Source organism: Citricoccus muralis, assembly GCF_003386075.1.
GTDB lineage: Bacteria > Actinomycetota > Actinomycetes > Actinomycetales > Micrococcaceae > Citricoccus > Citricoccus muralis.
In genome coordinates this window covers 3,019,424-3,043,867 of the sequence record NZ_QREH01000001.1, presented here as the reverse complement: position 1 = coordinate 3,043,867, position 24,444 = coordinate 3,019,424, and the positions used below count along the sequence as shown (strand labels likewise).

19 protein-coding genes are annotated in these 24,444 nt (G+C 69.6%); 6 read left to right on the top strand and 13 right to left on the bottom strand.

From position 1 onward, the window contains the following. Window positions 1-2: 2 nt before the first annotated feature. From C8E99_RS13565 to C8E99_RS13540, 6 genes are all read right to left on the bottom strand, one after another. Entirely contained in the window at window positions 3-1,244 is a 1,242-nt protein-coding gene (locus tag C8E99_RS13565; protein ID WP_115932738.1) for a 4-hydroxybenzoate 3-monooxygenase, read from the bottom strand. 172 nt (window positions 1,245-1,416) lie between these two features. Further along, window positions 1,417-2,346: an IclR family transcriptional regulator gene (locus C8E99_RS13560; protein ID WP_115932737.1), complete on the bottom strand. Its 930-nt coding sequence runs from the start codon at window positions 2,344-2,346 to the stop codon at window positions 1,417-1,419. 9 nt (window positions 2,347-2,355) lie between these two features. Then, entirely contained in the window at window positions 2,356-2,646 is a 291-nt protein-coding gene (locus C8E99_RS13555; RefSeq protein ID WP_147301242.1) for a hypothetical protein, read from the bottom strand. A 43-nt stretch (window positions 2,647-2,689) separates the two neighbouring features. Next, window positions 2,690-3,862: a heparan-alpha-glucosaminide N-acetyltransferase domain-containing protein gene (locus C8E99_RS13550; RefSeq protein ID WP_147301241.1), complete on the bottom strand. Its 1,173-nt coding sequence runs from the start codon at window positions 3,860-3,862 to the stop codon at window positions 2,690-2,692. 47 nt (window positions 3,863-3,909) lie between these two features. After that, the gene (gene dapA, locus C8E99_RS13545; RefSeq protein ID WP_245952346.1) at window positions 3,910-4,932 is read right to left on the bottom strand and encodes a 4-hydroxy-tetrahydrodipicolinate synthase; all 1,023 of its coding nucleotides are present in this window, start codon (window positions 4,930-4,932) and stop codon (window positions 3,910-3,912) included. After that, window positions 4,929-8,972 carry a Pls/PosA family non-ribosomal peptide synthetase gene (locus C8E99_RS13540; RefSeq protein ID WP_245952345.1) on the bottom strand — a complete coding sequence of 1,348 codons (4,044 nt, stop codon included), beginning with the start codon at window positions 8,970-8,972 and terminating at the stop codon, window positions 4,929-4,931. The genes dapA and C8E99_RS13540 overlap by 4 nt, the downstream gene beginning before the upstream one ends. A gap of 470 nt (window positions 8,973-9,442) precedes the next feature. Between C8E99_RS13540 and C8E99_RS13535 the strand changes: the two genes are divergently transcribed. Further along, complete coding sequence (locus tag C8E99_RS13535) at window positions 9,443-10,324, top strand: hypothetical protein (RefSeq protein WP_147301240.1); 882 nt, start codon at window positions 9,443-9,445, stop codon at window positions 10,322-10,324. An 87-nt stretch (window positions 10,325-10,411) separates the two neighbouring features. Here the strand turns inward: C8E99_RS13535 and C8E99_RS13530 are convergent, their stop codons facing one another. From C8E99_RS13530 to C8E99_RS13520, 3 genes are all read right to left on the bottom strand, one after another. Continuing rightward, window positions 10,412-11,206 (bottom strand): ABC transporter ATP-binding protein, encoded by a 795-nt coding sequence (locus tag C8E99_RS13530; protein ID WP_115933491.1) that lies wholly within the window; start codon window positions 11,204-11,206, stop codon window positions 10,412-10,414. Window positions 11,207-11,393: 187 nt separating this feature from the next. After that, complete coding sequence (locus C8E99_RS13525) at window positions 11,394-12,293, bottom strand: ABC transporter permease (RefSeq protein ID WP_115932731.1); 900 nt, start codon at window positions 12,291-12,293, stop codon at window positions 11,394-11,396. Next, window positions 12,290-13,042: an ABC transporter permease gene (locus tag C8E99_RS13520; RefSeq protein ID WP_245952488.1), complete on the bottom strand. Its 753-nt coding sequence runs from the start codon at window positions 13,040-13,042 to the stop codon at window positions 12,290-12,292. Before C8E99_RS13520 ends, C8E99_RS13525 begins: the two co-directional genes overlap by 4 nt. Before the next feature lie 523 nt (window positions 13,043-13,565). Here C8E99_RS13520 and C8E99_RS13515 point away from each other — a divergent pair. From C8E99_RS13515 to C8E99_RS13500, 4 genes are all read left to right on the top strand, one after another. Further along, window positions 13,566-14,477, top strand: coding sequence for a LysR family transcriptional regulator (locus C8E99_RS13515; protein WP_115932729.1), 912 nt, complete (start codon window positions 13,566-13,568; stop codon window positions 14,475-14,477). Between the two features lie 68 nt (window positions 14,478-14,545). Further along, entirely contained in the window at window positions 14,546-15,652 is a 1,107-nt protein-coding gene (locus tag C8E99_RS13510) for an ABC transporter substrate-binding protein (RefSeq protein WP_115932728.1), read from the top strand. Beyond that, entirely contained in the window at window positions 15,649-17,409 is a 1,761-nt protein-coding gene (locus C8E99_RS13505) for a thiamine pyrophosphate-binding protein (protein WP_211309055.1), read from the top strand. Before C8E99_RS13510 ends, C8E99_RS13505 begins: the two co-directional genes overlap by 4 nt. A 118-nt stretch (window positions 17,410-17,527) precedes the next feature. Then, window positions 17,528-18,571: an ABC transporter substrate-binding protein gene (locus tag C8E99_RS13500; RefSeq protein WP_115932727.1), complete on the top strand. Its 1,044-nt coding sequence runs from the start codon at window positions 17,528-17,530 to the stop codon at window positions 18,569-18,571. Window positions 18,572-18,588: 17 nt separating this feature from the next. Here the strand turns inward: C8E99_RS13500 and C8E99_RS13495 are convergent, their stop codons facing one another. The 4 genes from C8E99_RS13495 to C8E99_RS13480 form a co-directional block, all read right to left on the bottom strand. Beyond that, window positions 18,589-20,340 carry a 2-oxo acid dehydrogenase subunit E2 gene (locus C8E99_RS13495; protein ID WP_115932726.1) on the bottom strand — a complete coding sequence of 584 codons (1,752 nt, stop codon included), beginning with the start codon at window positions 20,338-20,340 and terminating at the stop codon, window positions 18,589-18,591. Between the two features lie 27 nt (window positions 20,341-20,367). After that, a complete protein-coding gene (locus tag C8E99_RS13490; RefSeq protein ID WP_115932725.1) occupies window positions 20,368-21,441 on the bottom strand; it encodes an alpha-ketoacid dehydrogenase subunit beta in 1,074 nt (357 codons plus the stop codon). Beyond that, window positions 21,438-22,643, bottom strand: a complete 1,206-nt coding sequence (locus tag C8E99_RS13485) for a thiamine pyrophosphate-dependent enzyme (RefSeq protein ID WP_115932724.1) — start codon at window positions 22,641-22,643, stop codon at window positions 21,438-21,440. Before C8E99_RS13485 ends, C8E99_RS13490 begins: the two co-directional genes overlap by 4 nt. Window positions 22,644-22,797: 154 nt before the next feature. Then, a complete protein-coding gene (locus C8E99_RS13480; protein WP_115932723.1) occupies window positions 22,798-23,907 on the bottom strand; it encodes a histidinol-phosphate transaminase in 1,110 nt (369 codons plus the stop codon). An 82-nt stretch (window positions 23,908-23,989) separates the two neighbouring features. Between C8E99_RS13480 and C8E99_RS13475 the strand changes: the two genes are divergently transcribed. Next, window positions 23,990-24,406: a phage holin family protein gene (locus C8E99_RS13475; protein ID WP_115932722.1), complete on the top strand. Its 417-nt coding sequence runs from the start codon at window positions 23,990-23,992 to the stop codon at window positions 24,404-24,406. The last annotated feature ends 38 nt before the right edge of the window (window positions 24,407-24,444 follow it).

Below are 24,444 nucleotides of genomic sequence, written 5' to 3'. Positions count from 1 at the left end.
GGTCAGGCGTGCGGCCAGCCGGTGTACGACTCGGCCAGGTACTGCTGGCCGTAGCGCGAGGAGGTGACGGTCTCGAGCTCACCGAGCGCGCGCTTGGTCTCGAACGGGTGGGCGTCCTTGCGGGTGTGGAGCATGGACGTCATCCAGTAGGAGAAGTTCTGGGCCTTCCAGACGCGTTTCAGGGCGGTCTCGGAGTAGCCGTCCAGCAGCTCGCGGGAGCCGGTGGCGTAGAACGAGTCCAGGGCCTCGAACAGCACCTTGATGTCGGCGAAAGCCAGGTTCAGGCCCTTGGCCCCGGTCGGCGGGACGGTGTGCGCGGCGTCCCCGGCCAGGAACATGTTGCCGTGGCTCATGGGCTCGCGGACGAAGGAGCGGAAGCCGAGGACCGTCTTGTCAAAGATCGGGCCGGTCTTGAGCTGGAACCCGTCCGGGCCGTCCACGCGCTTCTGCAGCTCGGACCAGATCCGGTCGTCCGACCAGTCCTCGGTCTTCTCCGCCGGATCGCACTGGAAATACATCCGCTGGACGTTCGCGGAGCGCTGGGAGATCAGGGTGAAGCCGTGCGGGGAGTTCGCGTAGATCAGTTCCGGCGAGGACTTCGGGGCCTCAGTGAGGATCCCGAACCAGGCGAAGGGGTACTCGATCTTGAAGTCCTGGTGGCCCTGCTCCTGGCCCACGGCGCGGCGGCAGAAGGAGCGGGAGCCGTCAGTGCCCACGAGGACGTCGCAGTGGACCTCATGGACGGCGTCCGGGTCGGCACCGGCGGAGACGTCCCGGTAGCGGATCTTCGGGGTGTCCGACTTCAGGTCCGCCACCTCGATGACCTCGGACTCGTAGCGGATGTCACCGCCGTCCCGCTTCCGGGCCGCGGCCAGGTCGATGAACACCTCGTTCTGGGCGTACAGGGTGACCGTGGCGTCCACGAGGTCCGGGAAGTTCAGCGGGTGGGACTCGCCGTTGAAGCGCAGGTCGATGCCCTCGTGCTCGTCACCGTGGGTCAGCACGCGGCCGTCCACGCCGGACTCCGTCAGCATCTTCACCGCCTGCTGTTCCAGGATTCCCGCGCGGTGGGTGTTCTTGATGGTCTCGTGGTCCCGCAGTTCGATGACCACGTTCTCGATGCCCTGCTTCGAGAGCAGGTGGGAGAGCAGGAGCCCGGCGGGGCCGCCTCCGACGATGCCGACCTTCGTCCGCGTGACCTGGGGTGCATCTGCTCTATCTGCTCTATCTGCGCTGGCTGCCATTCCAACTCCTTCGTTGTGCAGGGGGCTCCGCGGGCGGGCTGGGCCACACCGCGCGGGGATGTCGTCAAGGCCGCAGGCTGCAGGGACGGGCCTTCTGTCACCAGTGTGATGGAGCGTACAGACGTTTGACGGGTCAATTCTCACCGAGTGAGAAGGATGACCGCGATGCAGGTCACTCTGCGGTGTCCGGCAGCACCACCGGCGGGTGCTGCGGGAACACCGTGTCCGACGCCGGCATGACCGCCTGGGGGCCCAACGCGCGGCTGATACCCCGGGCGGCGGCCAGCAGCATCGGAGCCAGGCCGGGACGGAATTCCGAGGAGCGGGGCACCACCACACCGAGGGCCGCCACGGCATGGCCCTCCGGCGAGAGGACCGGCACGGCGACGCCGGTGGACTCCGAGTCGATCTGCCCGTCCGCCGAGGCCCAGCCCTGTTGGCGCACCTCGGCGAGGAGCTGCCTGAGTTCCCCCTCGGTCGGGTTGACCACGTTCTGCGCGTTGCCGCGCAGGGTGACCCCGCCCGAGGTGCCGGACCCTCCGGAGGTGGCCGGGCCGGCGTCGTGCCAGGGGCCCTTCAGCGGGGCTCCGAGTTCACCGGCATGCTCTGCCAGGAAGGACTCGGTGACGTGGCGCCGGGAGAAGGCGAGCAGCACGAGGCCGAGGGAGGTGGTGAAGGTCGGCATGCGGCCGGCGATGGTGGCCTGGTTGGGAACGGCCCCGCGGGCGGAGAGCCGCTCGAGCACGAGCACGCCGTTGGCATCCAGCACCGCAATCTGGGTGTGCTGGCGCAGCACCGCCTGGACGTCGTCCATGAACGGCATGGCCGCCTGCCGCAGGGAGGTGCCCGGGGCGGAACGGGAGGCCAGCTCCCAGAGTTTCATCCCAGGCCCCACGGTGCCGCCCGGCGCCCGCTCGAGCAGGCCCGCCGCCGTGAGCCGGTCCACCCATCGGTAGGCGCTGGGCAGGGGGATGGCGGCGCGGCGGGCGAGGGCGGAGACGGACAGGGTGGGCCGGTCCGTATCGAAGGCGCCGAGGATCCGGATCAACCGGTCCAGGGTGCTATCCCCTCCTGACCGCCTGCTTCCAGGGCTCTCCGTCATGGTGTGAGCCTACCGAGATCGGCGTCCGCCCTGTGCTCCGCGGGCCAGTGTCGCGTCGTCCGCGCGGGCTCCGTCCGCGCCGTCGACCGTGGCGCCCGGTGCCCGCGTCACGGGCCGGGCGCGGGTCGGACTGGGGCCCGGCTCCGGACCATCGGCGTGGCGGCACCAGCGTTCGCGTTCGCCGTCCGACAGGTCCTCCCAGGCCGGCGCCGGCGGCTGGCCGAGTCCAGGCAGCAACGCCATCCGCTGCTCGTAGAGCGCATGGCCAGCCTGCATCCGGGCTGAGAGATCAATGGTCACACCCCGATTTTAGCCCCTGCGGCAGGCTTTCCGCTCAGGACCGTCAGGCCTTTCGGCTCCGGTACCACCGCTGGCCAGCGGACGAAGCCGCGGTGGTCATCCATTCCAGCGGACCCTGGGACCGCTCCGTGACATTGCGCCAGAGCACCACGAACAGCAGGGCAACGCCCACCTGCAGCCAGAACGAGATATACGGGACCTCCTGCAGCAGTCCGGTCGCCAGGAAGACCAGGTGGACCACGTAGAGCGTGAGCGTCATGGAGCCGACCAGGGCCAGCGAACGAAGCCACATGCCGATCCGCTGGCCCAGCCAGAGCATGGCCCCCAGGCAGGCCAGGGCCCAGCCCAGGGTATTGAGGACCTCCATGGGGGTCTCCGAGTACGGCGAGAGCATCAGCAGCCACCAGCCCGATGAGATGTCCGGGGTGGTGAACTCCAGCCCCCAGGTCAGTGACCGCACCAGTTCGTCCTCCGTCAGCCCGGGCGTGGTCGCGAGGACCCGGTCGTACCCGCCGAGGACCTCGATGGACAGCCACGAGACCAGCCAGGTGACCAGTGCCATGGTCAGGCCCACCACCATCAGCCTGAGGTGGGTGTCCCGCAGGGTCAGGTTGAACCGTCCGACGGCGAGGCCGGCGAAGAGGAAGGAGGACCACGCCAGGACAGGGTAGGTGCCGGTGACCAGCAGAGCGGCAATCGTGCTGTCCGGCTGGGCGACGAGGGACCCGAGCGACGGGTCGTAACCGTCCAGGTTCGGCAACGCGTTCCCAACGAGGTGGATGAACAACGTCCCCGCCAGCGCGAACACGCCGGCCACGGTGGCGATCATCGGCGCGGGCGCCCCGAGTAACGGTATGGCCATGAGGAACATGACACCGTAGTAGGTCAGAATGATGCCGGCCGGCGGGTTAAGGATCGCCACCATCAGGCCGATGACGATGAGTACCACGGCCCTGACGGCGATGCCGACCCGCTTGGCCGCCAGAGCCTCGCCGGTCGCCGGCTTGTTTCCGCCGGTCATCAGAGCCAGGGAGACGCCCGCCAGGAACGTGAACAACGCGGCCGAGACGCCCGAGCCGACCTCCCAGATCAGGGTGGTCTCCCCGGCTTCAGTACTCTCGGGCAGGACGTGGATGGCGATCATGCCGATCAACGCGAGTCCGCGGGCGGCGTCGAGGCCGACGATCCGCCTCGACCGGCGTGGCACGGCGGCCACGGCCCCATCCTGGGTGCCGAGGTGATCCGCTGGTCCGTCCGCCGGAGTCACCGCCGGACCTGTCCTGCGACGGCCTCTGCGGGAAGCCAGCCGGTGGGCACCCGGGTGGGATCCACCGGTCCGCCCATCTCGGTCACCGTTCCGGCCAGGACGTGGCGCAGATCGCGCCGCTGCTCCTCGGTCAGATCGACCAGTGGCATGCGCACCGGTCCGCCGGGTAGCCCCAGGTCACCCAGAGCGGCCTTGGCCGACGCGGCGCCGGGGGCCCGGAACATCCCGCGGAAGAGCGGCATGAGGTGGCGGTGCAGCGCCAGGGCCTCCGCGTTCCGGCCGTGGACGTGGTGCTGCACCAGCTGGGTGAGCTGGTCACCCACTACGTGGCCGACCACCGACACGAAACCGGTGGCCCCCACGGACAGCCAGGGCAGGTTCAGGGAATCGTCACCCGAGTAGTACGCCAGGTGTGTCTGCCCCATGACCTCGGTGGCCCCCTCGAGGTCACCCTTGGCCTCCTTGACGGCCAGGATGCGCGGGTGCCGTGCGGCGGCCAGGACTGTCTCGGTCTCAATCGCGATGCCGGTGCGCTTGGGGATGTCGTAGATCATCACCGGCAGCTTGGTGGCATCGGCCACGGCCCACAGGTGCTTCAACAGTCCGGTCTGGCCGGGGCAGGAGTAATAGGGTGCCACCACAAGCAGCCCGTCAGCCCCGGCCGAGGCCGCCTCCTTGGCCAGCTTGATGCTGTGCGCTGTACTCCCGGTCCCGACGCCGGCGATCACTTTGCCGCCGTGGGCTGCGGCACCCTGCTTGGCGGCGCGGATAGTGCGGGACTTCTCCCGGTCGGTGGTGGAGATGGACTCACCGGTGGTGCCGTTGACCACCACGGAATCGTTCCAGCCGTCGCGGGTCAGCCAGGCCGCCAGCCGTTCCGTGCCCCGTTCGTCCAGCCGGCCGGCGTGGTCGAACGGCGTCACCATGGCGGTGATGACCCGGCCGAACGCAGCAGAGGCCGCGTTCGGGGCGTTGGCGGTGGTCGAGTCGGTGTCGAACCTGTCGGGAACCATACTCATCGTGCTTGCCCTTCAGTCATGGTGGTGCGATTGATCGGGTCGGTGCGCAATGGACCGGACGGGACGGGGCCCGACGGCGCGGGAACGGCCACGGATGGGCCGGCTGACGCGGTCCACTTCCGGTCCCAGCGGCTGATGGGATTGCCGGCCCAGCGCCCGTGGGCCGGGACGGTCTCCTGGGCCATGACCAACGAGCCAGGGCCCACGGTCGCGCCGTCTTCGACGACGCTGCCGGGCAGCAGCACGCTGTTCGGTCCCAGGGTCGAGCGATCCGCCATCCGGACGGGATCGATCCGCATGATGCGGTCGTGGAACAGATGGGTCTGGAGCACGGTGCCCCGATTGATGCTGACCCCATGCCCGATCTCGATCACGTCGAACTCCGGTAGCCACCAGGTCTCGCACCACACCCGGCGGCCGACCTTCGCCCCCATGAGCCGCAGCCAGATGTTGAGCATCGGCGTCCCCAGGCTCATTCTGACCAGCCCGGGTACGGCCAGGGATTCGGAGAACACGTCGGCGAGCTCGTTCCGCCAGATGAAGCTCGTCCACAGGGCGTGCCGGCCGGGCTTGAACCGACCGACCAGGGCCCACTTGGCCACCAGCGCAATGGCGCAGGCCACGGTGCTACTGGCGAGCATCACCACCCCGGACAGGGCCACCGCGGCCCAGAACCCTCCGTTGTCCAGGATCTCGGAGATGACCCAGACGGCGGCCAGAGCCAGCCAGGCGGCGATCATGAACGGCAGGAGGCGGAAGGCCTCCACGACCGCACGGGCGGCAACGAGCTGCGTGGGAGGGTCGTAGGTCAATCCGGAGTCTGCGCCGTCGACCGGCCGGGGCAGCTCGACGGCGGGACGGCCGAAGAAGTTGGAGGCCTCCGGCATGTCCCGCGGGGCCGAGGAGAGCACGGCCACGAGGGAGCGGTCCGGCACGTGGCGGTCCGGACCGACGACGGCCGAGTTACCGACGAAGGAACGGCTCCCCACAGAGGACGGGCCCACGTGCATCCACCCCCGGCGAACCCGTGCAGAGGTGCCCATCGAGTGGTCGGCCATGAAGGAGCGATCACCCAGGACGGTCAGGTGCGGGATCGACTCCAGCGTCGAGATCTCCACGTGGCGTCCCACCCGGGCACCGAGGAGCCGGAACCACAGCGGGGTCAGGACGCTGGCGTAGAGCGGGTAGACCGAGATGAGGGTCTTGGCCAACAACAGGTTGCTGAGCCACACCGCCCAGCCGGCCGCCGATTGCAACGGGTGCAGTCCTGGAACGATCAGCCGGGCCAGCAATCGGACCGACCCTGCGATCAGGGACAGGAAGGTCAGCACCGTGATGACGGCGAACACGGGGACCAGCGCGGCCAGGGCCCACAACACGTCGGAGAGCAGTGCCAGTTGCTCGAACTGAACGGTCCACATCACCACGAGGGAACCGGGCACCGCCGACACCATCGGCAACAGGGCCATGCCGAACAGGGACAGCGGGAAGAGCAGGTGGATCCCACGGCGCCCGTGATGGGGCCGCGCGGACACCGGCCACTCGTCACCGGCCTGGCCGACGTACTCCATCTGCGAGCCGGCCCAGCGTTCACCGGCCGGGACCAGGCCGGAGACCACGGTCCCGGGGTCGACCTCGGCGTTCTCCCCGAGGCAGGCCCCGTCCATGAGCACGGATCGGGTGCCCACGCGGGCTCCCGTGCCGATCTCCAGCGTGCCGACGTGGAGGAGGTCGCCGTCCAGCCAATGCCCGCCCAGGTCGACTTCGTACTCGATCGATGCGCAGTCACCGACACTCATCAGGCCGGTGACCGGCGGCATGGCATCCAGGTGGACGTCCCGGCCGATCCTGTTGCCGAGCAGACGGGCGTAGGCAATGCCCCAAGGTGTCCCCATGATCGGCTCCAGCTTGCCGAAGGTCACGATCCGTTCGGCGGCCCAGATCCTCAGGTGGGCCGTTCCGCCCCGCGGGTGGGTCCCGGGCGCGATCCCGGCGGTCAGCAGCCGCGATGCCCCCGCGGCGAACACGATCCGCGAGGGCAGGCTGAACAGCACGAGCCACGCGGTGACCAGGGCCCACACCGGCGGGTTGGGTACCCACAGGGTCGGAAAGGGCACCACGTTGTACAGGATCCAGCACACGATGCCGATGCCGGTCAGATACCGCAGACCGGTGATCCCGTAGAGCCCCAGGATGACGGGGAGCTGGACCAGCCCCGTCCACCACGGGGTGGGTTCACGCTCGCGTTCCTCGTCCTCGCCGGACTCCAGACCTTCCAGATGCGCAGCGAGCGCTCCCAGGGTGGGGCGGGCGTAGATGTCCGCGATGGACACGTCCGGATACTGGCCGCGCAGCTTCCCCACGAGATGCGCCGCAGCCAGGCTGGCCCCACCCGAGGCGAAGAAGTCGCTGTCCCCGTCCAGCGGGAGCGGGCCGAGCAGCTCGGTCCACAGGTCGGCGATCCAGCCCTCAGTCCCGCTCAACTGGTGCCCCGAACCATCAGCCGACTGCACCGGCCAGGGCAGGGCCTTGCGGTCCACCTTGCCGGAGGTCTTCAGCGGCAGTTCGTCCATGACGGCCAGCGCCGGCACCAACTGGGCCGGAAGCTGCTCGGCCAGGCGGCGCCGCAATACTCCCAGGTCCAGGGTGGTTCCCGGATCAGGCAACAGATATCCGGCCAGGACCTTGTTCCCGCTCGGGGTGGACTGCACGGCGGCGGCCCCGGCGGCCACGCCGGGCAGGCGGCTCAGGGTGTCATCGATCTCACCCAGTTCAACGCGGCGGCCGCCGAGCTTGATCTGGTCGTCCACGCGTCCGGCGAACAACAGCCCGTCGTGTTCGGCGACCACGAGGTCGCCGCTGCGGTAGGCGCGATCCCAACCCAGGGACGGCATCGGGCCGTACTTCTCGGCGTCCTTGGCCGCATCGAGGTACCGCCCCAGCCCGACGCCGCCGATGATGAGTTCCCCGGTCTCGCCCCACTGGACCGGATTACCCTGGGGGTCGACGACGGCCAGCTCCCATCCCCGCAGCGGCAGCCCGATCGACACCGGGCCGCTCCCGTTCAGCGCGGCGCCGCAGGCGATGACGGTCGCTTCGGTCGGGCCATAGGTGTTCCACAGTTCCCGCCCCGGGCCGGCCAGCCGCGTCACGAGTTCGGCCGGCAGGGCCTCGCCGCCGAAGATCAGCAGGCGGATGTTGTCCAGGGCCTCCTGCGGCCACATGGCTGCCAGGGTGGGCACCGTGGAGACGGCGGTGATGCGCCGCTCCGCCAGCCAGGGGCCGAGGTCCGCACCGGAACGGACCAGGGAGCGCGGCGCCGGCACCAGGCAGGCGCCGCTATGCCAGGCCAGCCACATCTCCTCACAGGAGGCATCGAACGCCACCGACAGTCCAGCCAACACTCGATCGCCCCGCGTCAGCGGCTCGCCCTGGAGGAACATCTGCGCCTCGGCGTCGGCCCAGGCAGCAGCGGACCGGTGGGTGATGGCCACGCCCTTGGGCTTGCCCGTGGATCCCGAGGTGAAGATGATCCACGCGTCGTCCTCCGGATGCGGCTCGGGAGCTCCGCCCACGGTGGCCACTCCCGGCCGCGCCGAGATCGTCAGGCCCTCGGTCACAACGGCGCAGACCCCGGCCTCCGTCCAGACCGTGCCGGCGCGCTCGTCCGGCTCGTCCGCATCGACGGGCACGTAGGCGGCACCGGCCGTGAGGGTGCCGAGGATCGCCACGTAGAGGTCGATGCTGCCGGAGGGCACGCGGATCCCCACGCGGTCTCCCGCGCCAATGTCCATGGACCACAGGCGCCGAGCCATCTCGTCCACCCGTTCCCCGAACTCGGCGTAACTGAGGGCGGTGGTGCCGTCGTCCACGGCCTGGGCCCCCGGGTAGCTGGCGATGGTCTCCCGCAGGATGTCGACGAGGGTCCGGGGCGCGGCGGCCTGCCCACCGGAGTAGCAGGCCAGGTCGTCCGTGGGGGAGGGAGCCTGCGCGCCGCTGTGATCGCCCTCGGCCGTCAGGACGGCATGACCACGTCCCACGCTCGATGTCTTCGTGGTCCGTTCGTCGTGAGACGTGGCATTTCGGTGGTCCTGCGGCAATTTTCCCCCATGAGTCGTTATGGGGTGATTCCTCATCCCCGGTCTCTTCGGCCTGTCGCGGGACCGCTCGACGGTCCTGAGGCATGCAGACCCGTGCCTCGCATCTCCGTACCCAACGGCCGGTAACAGGTGCGTTACGGGATAGCGGCCGGTGGGCACGAACTGCCTCTATGACCGTATGCATACGGCCTACTGGTTCTTCACCTGTCCGGTACCCGATCTCCACGTGGACTCTCGCGGTCTACTACCGGGTAACCCTCGCATCAATCCGTCGGGTCACCTGCCGTGTCCTGGATGTGCCCTGTCAGAGGGAATGTGGACGGAAGACGGGTGGTGCCGGCGTCGCGAAGGACGCGTTCGCGCTCGGGGCGGCGGCGGGGCGGCACCCAGGGACAACCCATAATGAAGGGATGAAGGGCCCCCTGCGCCGGCACCGGCGCGCCACATCGGTCACGACGTCGACAGCAGTCGTGATGGTCGCCGTGGCCATCACCACGACCGTGGCCATGGCAGGGTGCATGGTGGCGCCGCCACCCGCCGGCGGGCCGTCTAGTGGACCCACCGCGACGGCGTCGAGGGAGCCTTTGGAGCCGACGCCGGCCACCTCTGGACCCTGCCACCGCCTCTCGGCCGGGGAGGTTCGCTTCGACACCGGCGAGGCCCAACGCGTGGTGTTCGCCCTCGGGCATCAGCGGGAGACCACCGAGGCGACCCTGACGAGCTGCCTTCGCCTGCAGGATGGCTACGCGGAGGAATGGGTCCAGCCGGCCAGGATCGGCTCCGGCGGGTTCGGCCCCGTGGACACAACCGAAGTCGATACCCTGCAGACCCCGACGGGCTCCTACACGATGACCGAGGGGTTCGGACGCGAGAACCCGGGAACGGAGCTGGAATACCACGAACTGTCGCCCGACAGCCACTGGGGCGGCCGGCCGGGACCGCACTTCAACCAGTACTTCGAGGGCGACGGCCAGTGGCCGGACGAGGGTCTGTGGGAACTGATGGAGGAAGGGCTCTACGAGCAGGCCGTCGTGGTCAACTTCAACCGGCCGCCAGACACCGAGGCCATACCCGGCCTCTCCTTCGCGATCTTCCTGCACGCTGGCATGGCGGAGTCGTGGGGTTGCGTGTCCACGGACACGGACACCGTCGTGCGGGTCCTCCACAACGCCGTGCCCGGCGATCGGTTCGTCCTGGGTGCCGAAGGCGACGTCTTCACCGGTGGCAGCGCGACGACTGAGGGGCCGGCCGACGATCCGGCCGAGAGCGGGACCGGCGTCCGGAACCAGTGACCACGCAGGGTGCCCCGGCGGCCGCAGTACTCCCGTGAGTCGCGGCCGCCGAGGCACCCTGTCCGAGGCGGTATGGCCGGCGTTGCCCTACCGGGCGATGGCGTCTTCGGGGCGGAAGCCCTTCTTGGCGAGCTGGATCTGTTCGTAGACGTGGTGGCGGAGTTCGGAGAAGCGCTGGGAGGAGCGGGTCTCGAGCTGGTCGCGCTCGTCCGGCAGGTCGATCAGGACGTCTTCCTGGATCACGGTGGGTGAGGAGGACAGGATGATGACGCGTTCGCCGAGGTAGACGGACTCGTCGATGTCATGGGTGACGAACAGGATGGAGACGCCGAGCTTCTTCCAGACGCTGCGGACCAGGTCTTCCAGGTCAGCGCGGGTCTGGGCATCCACGGCGGCAAAGGGCTCATCCATGAGCAGCACCTGGGGCTGGTAGGCCACGGCGCGGGCGATGGCCACGCGCTGCTGCATGCCGCCGGAGAGCTGCCAGGGGTAGGACTTGGGCACGTGGGCCAGGCCGACGGCCTCGAGGGCGTTGTCCACGAGCTCGTCCCGCTTGGCCTTGTCCATCCCGGCGTTCTTCAGGGGCAGTTCCACGTTGTCCCGGACCCGCATCCAGGGGAACAGGGAGCGGCCGTACTCCTGGAAGACCACCGCCATGGACTTCGGCGGACCAGTGACCTTCTTGCCGTGCAGGGTGACCTCCCCGGCGCTGGGGGCCAGCAGCCCCGCGATGCACTTGAGCAGGGTGGTCTTGCCCGAGCCGGAGGGCCCGACCAGGCAGGCCAGCTGGCCCTGGGGCAGGTCGAAGGTGAGGTTCCGGACGGCCTCGATGTCGCCGCCGTCGGTGTGGTACACCTTCTTCATGTTCCGCACGGAGAGCATGGCCTCGCCGTCCGGCATGGTCTTGCCGACGGTGATCAGTCCGTCCGGGGTCTCGGCCACCCCGCCCTGGGAGACGACGGTGCCTGCGGTGGAGGTCTGTTCAGAAGTCATGGTGGCTTCCTTTTCGGTGTGAGACTCGGGGGATGAATCAGCGTGAACTGAATCGGGGCTGACGGGTTCGGTGGGCTCAGGCTGCATTCTCGATCTCCCTCAGGCCGTGGTACCAGCGCAGCACGTTGCGCTCGATGAGCTGGAAGATGAAGGACATGATCACGCCGATGATGCCCAGCAGCACGATGCCGGACCACATCTCCGGGATCGCGAAGGACCGCTGGAACTGCACGATGGTGAAGCCCAGCCCGGAGGAGGCGGCGAACATCTCGGAGATCACCATCAGGATCAGCGCGATCGACAGGGACTGGCGGATGCCGGCCATGATCTGCGGCATGGCCGAAGGCAGGATCAGGTAGCGGACCCGGTTGAAGCCCTTGATTCCGTAGGTGTGCGTGGTGTCTGCCAGGACCTCGTCCATCGAGCGCACGCCCTCGATCGTGTTGAGCAGGATCGGCCAGAGCGCGCCGGAGATGATGACCGCGACCTTCATGTCGTCCCCGATGCCGATCAGCAGCATCAGCACCGGGATCAGCACGGTCGGTGGGATCGCGCGGAAGAACTCGAGCGTGGGCTCGGTCAGGGCGCGCAGCCAGCGGACCGAGCCGATCAGAAGGCCGCCGACGATGCCGATGATGATCGACCCGGCGATGCCGAACAGCAGGCGGGTCAGCGAGGGGATCACGTCCGTGGTGATCCGGTCCCCGGTCCAGGTCTCGAAGAAGGTCTCGACCAGCAGTGCCGGGGTTGGCACGAAGAAGTTCTTCTCCCCCACCGCGGTGGAGATGTACCAGATCAGCACGAGGATCACGGGCAGGGCCGCGATGAAGAACAGGCCCTTGGCCGCGCCCCAGGCACGCTTGGCGCCCGGGGGCTTCTTGGCGGGGGACGACGGCGGCGCCGACCGGGAGGTGCCCGATCCGCCTGCCGCTTTGGTCAGGTTGACGGGAGTGGCGAGGGGGGCATCGGCGCTCATGTGGCGACCTCCGTTCGGACCGAGGAGTGCCAGGACAGCACCTTGCGCTCGATCATGCGCATGACCAGGTTGATGATGACGCCGAGCAGGCCGGTCGCCAGGATGAGGGCGTACATCGCTACGTAGGAGCCACCGGACTGGGCCTTGGCGATCTCGGCTCCCAGGCCCGGGTTGCCGATGATCAGCTGGGCGGTGATCGCCAGGATCAGGGCCACGGCCGAGGCCAGGCGCACGCCGGTCATCAGGTACGGCAACGCCGTGGGGAAGATGACGTAGCGTAGCCGCGCCAGTGGACCGAGCCCGTAGGACCGGGCCGTGTTCATGGCCACGTTGTCCACGTCGGCCACTCCGTACAGGACCTGGATCAGCACCTGCCAGAAGGACGCGTACACGATCAGCAGCAGGGCCGACTCGATCTCCACGCCGAACAGCAGCACCGCCAGCGGGATCAACGCCACGGACGGCACGGGGCGCATGAACTCGATGGTCGAGTTCGTGAACCGGCGCAGGAACGTGGATGAGCCGATCAGAAAGCCCAGCACGGTCGCCGCGATGCACGCGATCAGCATGCCCAGCAGCCACTGCCACATCGTGTCTCCGACGGCCTGCCAGAACGCGGTCAGACCGAAGTTCCGGAACAGGTCCGCGATGGCCGCCGAGGCCGGGGGCAGGAACGTCGGGTTCACGATCCCGGTGCGCGGCAGCACCTCCCAGATCACCAGGAAGCCCAGCAGGCCCACCAGCCCCAGGGACTTGGTGCCCCAGTTGCGGCGTGGTTTGCGCGTGGCCCGGGACGGACCGGACGACGTCGGCCGACCGGTCACCCCGGACTGCGCCACTGACGTGCGCGGAGCGGCCGGATCCGGCCGCGTGGGGATATCGAGGCCGGCCACGGTGGCCGTATCGGTGTGCCGCCGGATGTCTCCGCGGCGGCGGTCGGAACCGCTGGACGACTCGAGACGGTGCAACCGCTCGATCTCCGTTTCACGGTGGGTGTCTCCGGACCCGCCCGGGCCATGGTGGCCCGGCGCGCCGGTGGACGGGGTTGGTTCAGTCATCGATCGAGGTGCTCCGCTCGCGACAGGGGGTGGTCGTTGGGGACGGCTATGCTGACATTTTCGTCAACAATATTGTGACCCGTCCCACAGGCTGTGACCAGACTAGACACGAGTGTGACTTAGTTCAAGAGTTCAACAATATTGACTTTCAAGTGAATTTCCGCCCGAGAGAAGCCGGCTCACTCGGCGGAGTGCTGGCACCCAGGAGGCACGCATGCTCGATCTGAACCTCATCCGGGTCTTCGTCGCGGTCATGGAGGAGGGAACCCTGACGGCCGCCGCGGCACGCCTGAACCTCACCCAGCCGTCGGTCACGCATTCCGTCAACCGCCTGCGCCGCGCCACGGGCGATGAGCTGTTCGCCCGTTCCGGCCGCGGAGTGGTGCCGACCCGGGCGGCCCGCCAGCTCTACGCCGAGGTGGCCACCATGCCCGCCGCAGCCGACGCGGCGGTGGCCAGCCTCGCAGATTTTGAGCCCGCCCACGCCGCCGCCACCTTCCGAATCGCCGTCACCGACCTCGGCCAGTTGGTGTTCCTGCCCCGGCTGGTCCCCGCCCTCGCCGCCACCGCACCCGGCTGCAGCCTGGACGTGGTCCAGCTGGACACCACCACCGCCGCGGACCTGCTGGCGGCCGGGGACCTCGACCTGGCGATCGCCTCCGCCCGCCCCCGCGGTGAGGTCCACGCCCTGCCTCTGCGCCGCGACCGCTACGTCTGCATCGCCCGCCGCGGCCGCCTTGGGCCAGGTCGCCCGACGGCCGAGGACATCTCCCGCGCCGCCCGGGTGGTCATCCGCGGCTCCACCGGCCACACGCTCATCGAGGACCGCATGCCGCCACCGGCCGGTGGGTCCGTGGCCGTCTCCAGCTTCTCCGCCATCCCCGCCCTGGTGGCCGGCACGGACCTCCTCGCCTTCGTGCCCGAGATCCTCCTCGCGGAGTGGTTCCACGCCTGGGACATCGAGCAATGGCCCCTGCCCTACGAGGACACCGACGTGACGGTGCACGCCTACGCGGCACCACGTCCCCCGACCTCAGCCACAGCCTGGTTCGTCCCGTGGGCCGTCGGCCAGCTCCGGGACCTCGGCACGACGGGCGGAGCCGGATCCGGGGCCGAAGAGCTATAGACCAGGTCTATGCCTGACACGCAGAACGATCATTGGACCGCGTGTGATCCGCGTCATACGGTGCCTCTATGACCCCTCCATCACAGACGCATCCGTCACCGTCGCCCTCACCGACGCCCACCCGGCACCTCAGCCGGCCCCTCGCGTACCGCGGCCGCCTCCGGTCCCTCACGTCCGGCGTCGGGATCCTCACCCTCAGCCTCACTGTCACCCTAGGATTGGCCGCCTGCGGTTCCGGTTCCCCGTCCGGCGGGGAGGAGGCGACGTCGGCCGGCACCGAGGCCGGCAGCGGCTCGGAGGACCTGATCCCGATCACCGTCGGCGCCATCCCCATCGGTGACGTCGCCCCGATCCACGTGGGCGTGAAGGAGGGTTTCTTCGAGGAGGAGGGCCTGGACGTCGAGGTGGTGAACACCTCCGGTGGCGCCATTGCCGTGCCGGGCGTGGTCGCTGGTGATTATGACTTCGCCTTCGGCAACACCGTCTCCCTCATGGTGGCCCGGGACCAGGGCCTGCCGCTGCAGTACGTCGCCAACGGCACCACCACCACGGGCGAGGAGGGCAAGGACTTCGCGGCCGTCATCGCGCTGGAGGACTCCGAGCTGGAGACGACCGCGGACCTGCAGGGACAGACCGCCTCCTCGAACAACCTGATGAACATCGGCGACACCTCCATCCGCCTCGCCGTGGACAACGCGGGCGGTGACGGTGCGGATATGGATTTCATCGAGCTGGCCTTCGGCGATGCCGCGGCCGCCGTGCAGAACGGCCAGGTGGAGGCGGCCCTGGTCCTGGAGCCCTACCTGACCCAGTCCCTCGACGCCGGCCTGAAGGCCGTGTCCTGGCCCTACGCCGAGGCCCATCCGGACCTGGACATCGGTGGCTACTTCACCACGGAGGAGGTCATCGAACAGCGGCCGGAGGACGTCGAAGCGTTCACCCGCGCCATGCGCAAGTCCATGGAGTACAGCCAGGAGAACCCGGATGTGGTCCGCGAGGTGATCGGCGAGTATACCGAGACGGACCCGGAGATCCTGGAGCGCATCACCCTGCCGCGCTTCAAGGCAGACTTCTCCCGCGAGGCCATGACCGCCCTCGGCGAGGCCGCCGTGAAGTACGGCGTCATCGATGAGGCCCCGGACCTGGACGCCCTGCTGCCGGAGGGAACCGAATGACCACCGCTACACCACAGCACGAGACCGTGACGCCGACACCCCCGGCCGCCCTGAAGGTCAGTGAGGCCGTCGGCCGGATCATCGCCCGCATGGGCGCCGCCCACGTCTTCGGCGTGGTCGGCTCCGGCAACTTCCGGGCCACCAACGCGCTCATCGCCCCGAGTGACCAGCGCCCGGACGGTGTGCCGTTCACGGCGGCCCGGCATGAGATGGGCGCCGCCTGTATGGCCGACGCCTACTCCCGCTCCACCGGCCGGCTCTCCGTGGTCACCGTCCACCAGGGCTGCGGGCTGTCCAACGCCCTGACCGGCATCGGTGAGGCCGCGAAGTCCCGCACCCCCGTGCTCGTGATCTCCGGGGACACCCCCGGCGGTCAGTACGGCTCGAACTTCTACATCGACCAGGACAAGGTGGTCGAGGGCATGGGTGCCGTGGCCGAGCGGCTGCACTCCCCCGCCTCCGCCGTGGCGGACACCATCCGCGCCGTGACCCGGGCCGTGAACGACCGGCGCACCGTGGTGCTGTCCATGCCGCTGGACGTCCAGGAGGGCACCATCCCAGAGGGCCAGCGCGCCCTGGTGGAATCGGTGTCCCCGCCCGTGCCACCCACGCCGGCCGGCGCCTCGCCGGAGGCGGTCGAGCGGATCGCCGAGCTGCTGGCCGGCGCCGAGCGTCCGGTGATCGTGGGCGGGCGGGGTGCCGCGGCCGGCGTCGGGCCCATCCGGGACCTGGCCGAGCGTGCCGGTGCGTTGCTGACCACCTCGGCGGTGGGTCGCGGGCTGTTCCACGAGGATCCGTGGCACCTGGACGTGATGGGCGGCTTCTCCACGGACGGGGCCGCCGAGCTGGTACGCCAGGCCGACGTGATGCTGGTGTTCGGCGCCGCCCTGAATCGGTGGACCACCCGGGACGGTACGCACCTGCGGGGCAAGACCGTCATCCAGGTGGATGACACCCCGCGGGCGTTCGGCCTCCACTACCCGGTGGACCTGGAGATCTTGGGCGACGCCGGCCTGACCGCCGCCGCGGTGGACCTCGCCCTGGCCGCACGGCTGGGCTCCGAGACCTCCCGCACCGGTTACCGGACCGAGGAGACCCGCGCCCGCGTGGCCGAGTCGCTGCACTGGCGCGACCAGCCCTTCGAGGACGCCTCCGAGCCCGTGGTCGCGGATGATCCGGATAGCGGGCGGATCGATCCGCGGCTGCTGACCAACCGGTTGGATGAGATGGTGCCGATGGAGCGCGTGGTGGTCCCGGACGGCGGCAACTTCAACGCCTATCCGGCCATGCACTTCCGGGTGCCGGACAACACGGGGTACTGCGTGCCGCTGGCGTTCCAGTCGATCGGTCTGGCCCTGTCCAGCGCCATGGGATCCCAGTTGGCCTCCCCGGACCGGATCGCCATCGCCGGCGTGGGCGACGGCGGGCTGCTGATGTCCCTCGTGGAGCTGGAGACCGCCGTGCGGCTGCGGATGCCGCTGATGGTGGTGGTCTACAACGACGCCGCCTACGGGGCCGAGGTGCACCACTTCGTCCATGAGACCGACCGCCTGGACACGGTGCAGTTCCCGCCGACGGACATCGCAGCCATCGCCGCCGGCTTCGGCTGCGCGTCGGTGACCGTGCGGCAGGAATCCGACCTGGGTGCCGTGCAGGAGTGGCTCGACGGTCCGCGGGACCGGCCGATCCTCATCGACGCGAAGATCGCCGACTTCCCCTCCTGGGTGCTGGCCCACAGCTTCGCGGACGGCGAATAACGAATCACGAGAAACGAATCTCGAGAAGCGAAGACCCCATCAGCACTGTGAGGGCAGAGATGAGTACTCATTTCTGCCCTCACAGTGCTCGTCCCCCGCACACGCCAGAGGAGAACCCATGAGTACCCGAATCCCTTCGTCTTCCCTCCTGACTCGCCGACGGCTGCTGGCCGTCGGCACCGCCGCCGTGGTGGTCGGCACTGCCGCCGCCTGCGGGCGGGGTGATCCCTCCGGCGGCGGTGACACCGGTGGGGACGCCCAGTCAGCTGGCGGGTCGGCCGGCGGTGCTGGAGACCTGCGCGCGGTGACGGTCGGGGCGATCCCGATCGTCGACGTCGCACCCCTGCACCTGGCGAAGGAGCAGGGCTTCTTCGAGGAGGCCGGCCTGGACGTCACGATCGAGTCGACCTCCGGCGGTGCCATCTCCTTCCCGGGAGTCTCCTCGGGCCAGTTCGACTTCGCCTTCGGCAACGTGGTGTCCATGATGGTGGCGCGTTCGCAGGGCATCGGCCTGAAGTTCTTCTGCTCCGGCAGCACCACCACGGGTGAACCCGGCAACGACAACGTGGCACTCATCGCGGCCCCGGACTCCGGATTCGAGAGCATCCGCGATCTGGCGGGCAAGACCCTGTCCTCGAACCAGCTGGCGAACATCGGGGACACGGCGTGCCGTCAGGCCATGGACAAGGCCGGCGGGGACGGCGGGTCCCTGGAGTTCATGGAGATGGCCTTCCCGGACGTCCAGGCGGCGTTGGAGAACGGGCAGCTCGACGCCGGAGTCGTGGTGGAACCCTTCGTCACCCCGGCTTTGGAAGCCGGCATGGTGGCCGTCTCGTGGCCGTATGCGGAGGCCAACCCTGAGCTCGACACCGGTGGATACTTCGCGAGCGAGGAGACCCTGGAGAACGATCCGGACCTGGTGCGGTCCTTCCGGGAGGCCCTGGTCCGCGGCTTGGAGTATGCCCAGCAGAACCCGGACGAGGTCCGCCGGATCACCGGCACCTACACCCAGACCCCACCGGAGGTGCTGGAGACGATGAAGCTCCCACGGTTCCGGTCCGAGTTCGACCTGGAGGCGCAGGAGGAGCTGGCCGAGACCGCCCGCACCTACGGGACGGTCACCGGGGAGCTGTCCGTGCCGGACATGTTCGCCGCACTCTGAGGTGAGGTGATCCGGGGCTACTCCAGTAGGAGGGCCGGCTCCTCCATGATGGCGGCAACGTCCGCCATGAAGCGCGCCGAGAGGTCCCCGTCCACCACGCGGTGGTCGAAGGAGCCCCCCAGGGTGGTGATCCACCGCGGGATGACCTCCCCGGAGACCACCCAGGGCTTCTGCCGGATGGTCCCGAACGCCACGATGGCCACCTCGCCAGGGTTGATGATCGGCGTGCCGGTATCGATACCCAGCGCGCCGATGTTCGTGATGGAGATGGTGCCGTCCGCCATCTCCGCCGGCTGCGTCTTGCCGTCCCGGGCCCGCTTCGCCAGGGTCCCGAGGGACTCGGCCAGGTCACGGAGGGACAGCTCGTTGGCGTTCTTGACGTTCGGCACCAGCAGCCCGCGCGGGGTGGCGGCGGCGATCCCGAGGTTCATGTAGTGCTTGACGTGGATCTCGTCGTCCGTCCACGAGGCGTTGACGTGCGGGTTGCGCGCCGCAGCCCAGATGACGGCCTTCGCGAGGATCAGCAGAGGCGTGACCTTGACGCCCTCGAACTCACGGGAGGACTTGAGTCGCTTGACGAACTCCATGGTCCGCGAGGCGTCCACGTCCACGAAGATCGAGACGTGTGGGGCGTCCCGGTAGGACGCGGAGACCGCCGCGGCCGTCGCCTTACGCACGCCCTTGACGCGGATCCGCTCAGTGCGCCGCACGTTGTCACCGGTGTCCGGCATCCAGAACGAGCCGGACGTGTCGATGTTCGTCTCCCGCTCGGCCAGGTAGTTCTCCACGTCCGTCCGCGTGACCTCGCCGAACTGCCCTGTGGCCCGCACCTTGGTCAGGTCCACACCCAGTTCCTTGGCGATCCGCCGCACCGGCGGTTTGGCCAGGACGCGCTCGAACAGTCCTGCCACCTCCGTCTGGCGTTCGCGTCCGGCTGCCACCAGATTCCCGACGGCGGCCGGCAACCTCAGCCCGCGCGTCGCCGGGGCACTGGGCGCGGGCACGGCAGCCGGGGCACCGTCAACGGGCACGGGCGTGGTGGGGCTGGACGGTGTCTGGGCGGAGGGGCGGAGGGCCGAGGCTGCCGTGGCGCGGCCGGTCTCCTCACGGAGGGACGGGCTCCACGACGGTGCGACGGCGGCCTGGCCGGACGCCGCCGGAGCGGCTGACCTGGGCGAGGTGGTCCCCGAGTCCGGGGCCTCCGGCACGGATGCGGTCACCGAGGACGGCTTGCGGGGCCGGCGCTGGGCGGAGTCGGCCTTCGGCCCCGAGCCGGTCAGGGCAGGGCCAGAACCCCGTGCACTGCCCTGCACACCATTCGTGTTGATGCCTGCCGTTTCCCGGTGTGTCTCGGCACGATCCCTGTGCGCATTCGAGTCGGCGGGCGTTCCGTGGGCGGGATCGCCGCCGTCGGTCGGCACGGGAGCCTCCTCGCCGACTCCAGCATCCGCACTGTCCCCTGCCGCAGCAGGCATGGTGTACCCGGTCTCCACGGCAGCGGGGGCCGAGCCCTCTGGGGAGCTATCCGGGGAGGCCGCCGTGGTGATGCCGATGATCGGGGTGCCGACCTCAATGGTCTCGCCAGCCGGGGCCATGAGCTCGGCCACGGTGCCGGCGTAGGGGCTGGGCAACTCGACCAGGGACTTGGCGGTCTCGATCTCGCAGAGGACGTCGTTGACGGCGACGGTGTCTCCCACGGCCACGCGCCACTCCGTGATCTCGGCTTCGGTCAGGCCTTCGCCGACGTCCGGCAGGGTGAAGATCTCCAAGGGTGCCTCCCGGCAATCAGTAGGCGTTCAGTACGCGAAGGTGCGGTCGACGGCGTCGAAGATGCGGTCCAGGTCCGGCAGGTACTGCTCCTCCACGCGGGACGGCGGATAGGGCAGGTGGAAGCCGCCGACGCGGATGATCGGGGCCTCGAGGTGCAGGAAGGACCGCTCGGACAGGCGGGCGGCGATCTCCCCACCGAGTCCGCCGAAGGTGGGCGCCTCGTGGGCGATCACCATGCGGCCGGTCTTCTCGAGGGAGGCCTGCAGGGTGTCGAAGTCGATCGGGGACAGCGAGCGCAGGTCCACGACCTCGATCGAACGCCCGTCCTCGGCGGCGGCGTTCGCGGCGGCCAGTGCCACCGGGACCAGGGGGCCATAGGCGGCGATCGTCGCATCGGTGCCGGTGCGGACCACTTGGGCCTGGAAGGCGCCGAGCCCACCGTGGCCCTCCGCGGCCAGGTCGACCTGGCCCTTGAGCCAGTAGCGGCGCTTGGGCTCGAAGATGATGACCGGGTCCTGCGACTGGATGCCCTGGCGCGTCATCCAGTAGGCGTCCTGCGCGTTGGACGGGGTGATGATCCGCAGGCCGGGGGTGTGGGCGAACAGCGCCTCGGGCGATTCCGAGTGGTGCTCGATCGAGCCGATGCCGCCGCCGTAGGGGATGCGGATGGTCACCGGGACGGTGGCGGTGCCACGGGTGCGGGCACGCAGCTTGGCCAGCTGGGTGGTGATCTGGTTGAAGCCCGGGAACACGAAGCCGTCGAACTGGATCTCGGCGACGGGCCGGTAGCCGCGCAGGGCCAGGCCGATGGAAGTGCCGATGATGCCGGATTCGGCCAGCGGCGAATCGACCACCCGGTCCGCGCCGTAGGTGGCCTTCAGCCCCTCGGTCACGCGGTAGACGCCGCCCAGGGAGCCGATGTCCTCGCCCATGAGCAGGGTCTTCGGGTCGGCGGCGAGTTCATCCGCCAGGGCCCGGTTGATGGCTTTGGCGATGGTCAGGGTCTCGACGGCGGCCGTACCGCCGGCAGGCTGGCTGGGCCGCTCGGCTGACGTCGATGCGGGCCGGCCGCCCGGCAGGGTGGTGCTCTCCGCGCTCATGCCCGGCTTCCTTCGTCTGTTGCATCTGCTGCATCTGTTGCCTCTGCTGCGTCCGCGAAGCCGGCCTGCCACTGACGGTGCCAGGCCTTCTCCTCAGCCACGAGCGGATGCGGTTCCGCATACACCGTGTCGAACACGGCCTCCAGTGGCGCTATGGCGTCCCCGGTCATGGCCAGCACGGCCTCGCGGCTCTGGGCGGCCAGCCGCTCGCCCTCGGCGGCGACGTCGGCGAAGAACGCGTCCGGATCGGCACCGGCAGCGCCGGTGGCGCGCAGGTATTTCTCCAGGCGGGCCATCGGGTCGACGCCGGCCCAGGCGGCCTCCTCGTCCCGCGTCCGGTACTTCGTGGGGTCATCGGCGGTGGTGTGCGCTCCGACCCGGAAGGTGTGGGCCTCCACCAGGACGGGACCGGCTCCGGTGCGGGCCTGTTCCGCGGCCCACGCCGTTACGGCGTACATGGCCAACGGGTCATTGCCGTCCACGGTGACGCCCTCGAAGCCGTAGCCCGCGGCGCGCTGGGCCAGCGGGACGCGGGTCTGGGTGGAGGCGGGCACCGAGATGGCCCACTGGTTGTTCTGGCAGAAGAACACCACGGGCAGGTTGAAGCTGGCGGCGAAGACCATGGACTCGTGGACGTCGCCTTCAGATGAGGCACCGTCCCCGAAGCACGCCAGCGCGATCTGGCCCTCGCGCTTCAGGCGGTCGGCGTCCCAGCCGGCCTGGTCCCGCTGGATGCCCCACGCGTAGCCGGTGGCGTGCAGCGTCTGGGCGGCGAGCACGAGCGTGTAGGGCTGGAGGCGGTGGTCCTCGGCGGTCCAGCCGGCATGCGCGGCCCCGCGGAACAGCTCGAACAGTTGGCCCGGGGTGACGCCGCGGCCCAGGGCGAAGAGGTGCTCGCGGTAGGTCGGGAAGATCCAATCGGAGTCGTGCAGCGCGGACAGGGCGCCGGCCTGGGCACCCTCCTGGCCGATGGCGGGGACCCACAGGGCGAGTTGGCCCTGCCGCTGGAGGGAGGTGCCCTCGGAGTCCACCCGGCGCTCGGTGGCCATGAGCCGGTACATCTGCTGCAGGGCCGCCTCGTCGAGGTCGGCGAGGTAGGGCGTGAACCTGGTGTCCTCCTGCAGGGTGCCGTCGGCGTCCAGCAGGCGGACGGCACCGTCAGGCAACTCGGTCGCCGTGGTCGGCGGCTGCGGTTCGTTCACGTGGAACTCCTTCTCCCCCGGCACGTCCGGCGCCGGTCCGGGGTCAAGCCTAGTCGCGCCGGGCCCTACTCGCGCGTTGAACGACGCCGGGCCAGCACCTTTCGCTTCTTCGTCGGCTCCCGCGGCCCGCACCCGGAAGGTGGGGGCTGGGAGGCTAGGCGGCCGGCGTCGGGCCTTCGGGGAAGTCCGCGCAGAGCTGGAGGAAGCGCGTGTTGGCCTCCTCCTCGCCGATGGTGACCCGGACGCCCTCGGTGCCGAAGCCGCGCACGGCCAGCGCCTGACGGCCGGCCGCCTCGAGGAACTCGGGCGTGCGGTCACCCAGGGGCAGCCAGACGAGATTGCCCTGGGAGTCGGGGACGTCCCAGCCGAGGTCGGCCAGGCCGGTCAGCACGCGCTCACGCTCGGAGACGACCTTCGCCACGCGCTCATTGACCTCGTCGATGTGGTCGAGTGAGGCGATGGCGGCCTGCTCGGCCACCGAGGACACTGCGAAGGGTGTGGCCAGCACGCGCAGGTACTGGGTGACGTGCGGGTGCGAGACGGAGTACCCGACCCGCAGGTTGGCCAGCCCGTGGGCCTTGGAGAAGGTCCGCAACACCGCCACGTTCGGGTGCCGGCGGTAGACCTCCAGGGCATCGACGGCGTCCGGCTGGGTGATGAACTCGGTGTAGGCCTCGTCGAGGATCACCAACACGTCCTGCGGGACCTTCGTCAGGAACGCCTCGACCTCGGCACCAGTGAGGGCGGGCCCCGTGGGGTTGTTCGGGGTGCAGACGATGATCACGCGGGTGCGCTCGGTGATGGCCGCGGCCATGGCGTCCAGATCGTGGCGGAAATCGGCGGTCAGCGGGACCTGGATGTCCCTGGCCCCGGCCGACCGCACGACAATCGGGTAGGCCTCGAAGGACCGCCACGCGTAGATGACCTCGTCCTGGGTGCCGTCCGGGTGGGTGCCTGCATAGGTGGTGACGATCTGCGTCAGCGCGCCCAGGGAGCCGGCACCGGTGACGATGTCCTGCGGGGAGATCTGGAGGTGCTCGCCGAGGCGCTCACGCAGGGCGGTGGACAGCGGGTCCGGGTAGCGGCAGATGTCCGTGAACCGCTCCAGGACCGCACGGACGGCGGGCACCGGGCCGTACGGGTTCTCGTTGGAGGACAGCTTGTAGGGCGTGAGCCCCTCCACCGGGGCGGCGGGCTTGCCCGCTGCATAGGCCGGGAGTTGACTGAGGACCGGGCGCGGGCGGATGGGCTGCGGTTCGTTCATGGCTCACCAGCCTAGCCCCGGGCCGGGTATGGCTGCCGTGTCCACAGGCCGTGTCCACAGGTGGGCGTGGGACGATGGCCCCATGGTGAAGTTCCTACTCCGCGTCATCGTCAACGGCCTGGCCCTCTGGGTGGCCACCCTGATCCTGCCCGGCATGGAGGTCATCCCCTCTGACACCGTCGGCGACACGGGCGACACCACCCTGAACACGGTGATCGCCTACCTCGTCATCGGACTGGTGTTCGGCGCCGTCAACGCGGTGGTCAAGCCGGTCATCTCCCTGCTCTCCCTGCCCCTGACGTGCCTGACCCTGGGCCTGTTCACGATCATCATCAACGCCGGCATGCTCATGCTGACCGTCTGGTTGACCTCCTACCTGCCGATGCAGGTCACGGTGGACGCCTTCTGGTGGACGGCGGTCTTCGCCGCCGTCATCATCTCGGTGGTCTCCATGATCGCCAATGGCGTCTTCGGGCTGAACCGCTCCAGGCAGGACTGACGCCACCAACGCGACCGAGCGTGGCCCGGGCCGGCAGC

Bases quoted from the DNA above. Each gene is read 5' to 3' on its own strand.
- C8E99_RS13510 (WP_115932728.1), top strand. From the start codon at position 14,546: ATGACCCCTCCATCACAGACGCATCCGTCACCGTCGCCCTCACCGACG.
- C8E99_RS13475 (WP_115932722.1), top strand. From the start codon at position 23,990: ATGGTGAAGTTCCTACTCCGCGTCATCGTCAACGGCCTGGCCCTCTGG.
- C8E99_RS13490 (WP_115932725.1), bottom strand. From the start codon at position 21,441: ATGAGCGCGGAGAGCACCACCCTGCCGGGCGGCCGGCCCGCATCGACG.
- C8E99_RS13480 (WP_115932723.1), bottom strand. From the start codon at position 23,907: ATGAACGAACCGCAGCCCATCCGCCCGCGCCCGGTCCTCAGTCAACTC.
- C8E99_RS13560 (WP_115932737.1), bottom strand. From the start codon at position 2,346: ATGACGGAGAGCCCTGGAAGCAGGCGGTCAGGAGGGGATAGCACCCTG.
- C8E99_RS13515 (WP_115932729.1), top strand. From the start codon at position 13,566: ATGCTCGATCTGAACCTCATCCGGGTCTTCGTCGCGGTCATGGAGGAG.
- C8E99_RS13500 (WP_115932727.1), top strand. From the start codon at position 17,528: ATGAGTACCCGAATCCCTTCGTCTTCCCTCCTGACTCGCCGACGGCTG.
- C8E99_RS13505 (WP_211309055.1), top strand. From the start codon at position 15,649: ATGACCACCGCTACACCACAGCACGAGACCGTGACGCCGACACCCCCG.
- C8E99_RS13565 (WP_115932738.1), bottom strand. From the start codon at position 1,244: ATGGCAGCCAGCGCAGATAGAGCAGATAGAGCAGATGCACCCCAGGTC.
- C8E99_RS13525 (WP_115932731.1), bottom strand. From the start codon at position 12,293: ATGAGCGCCGATGCCCCCCTCGCCACTCCCGTCAACCTGACCAAAGCG.
- dapA (WP_245952346.1), bottom strand. From the start codon at position 4,932: ATGAGTATGGTTCCCGACAGGTTCGACACCGACTCGACCACCGCCAAC.
- C8E99_RS13535 (WP_147301240.1), top strand. From the start codon at position 9,443: ATGAAGGGCCCCCTGCGCCGGCACCGGCGCGCCACATCGGTCACGACG.
- C8E99_RS13530 (WP_115933491.1), bottom strand. From the start codon at position 11,206: ATGCTCTCCGTGCGGAACATGAAGAAGGTGTACCACACCGACGGCGGC.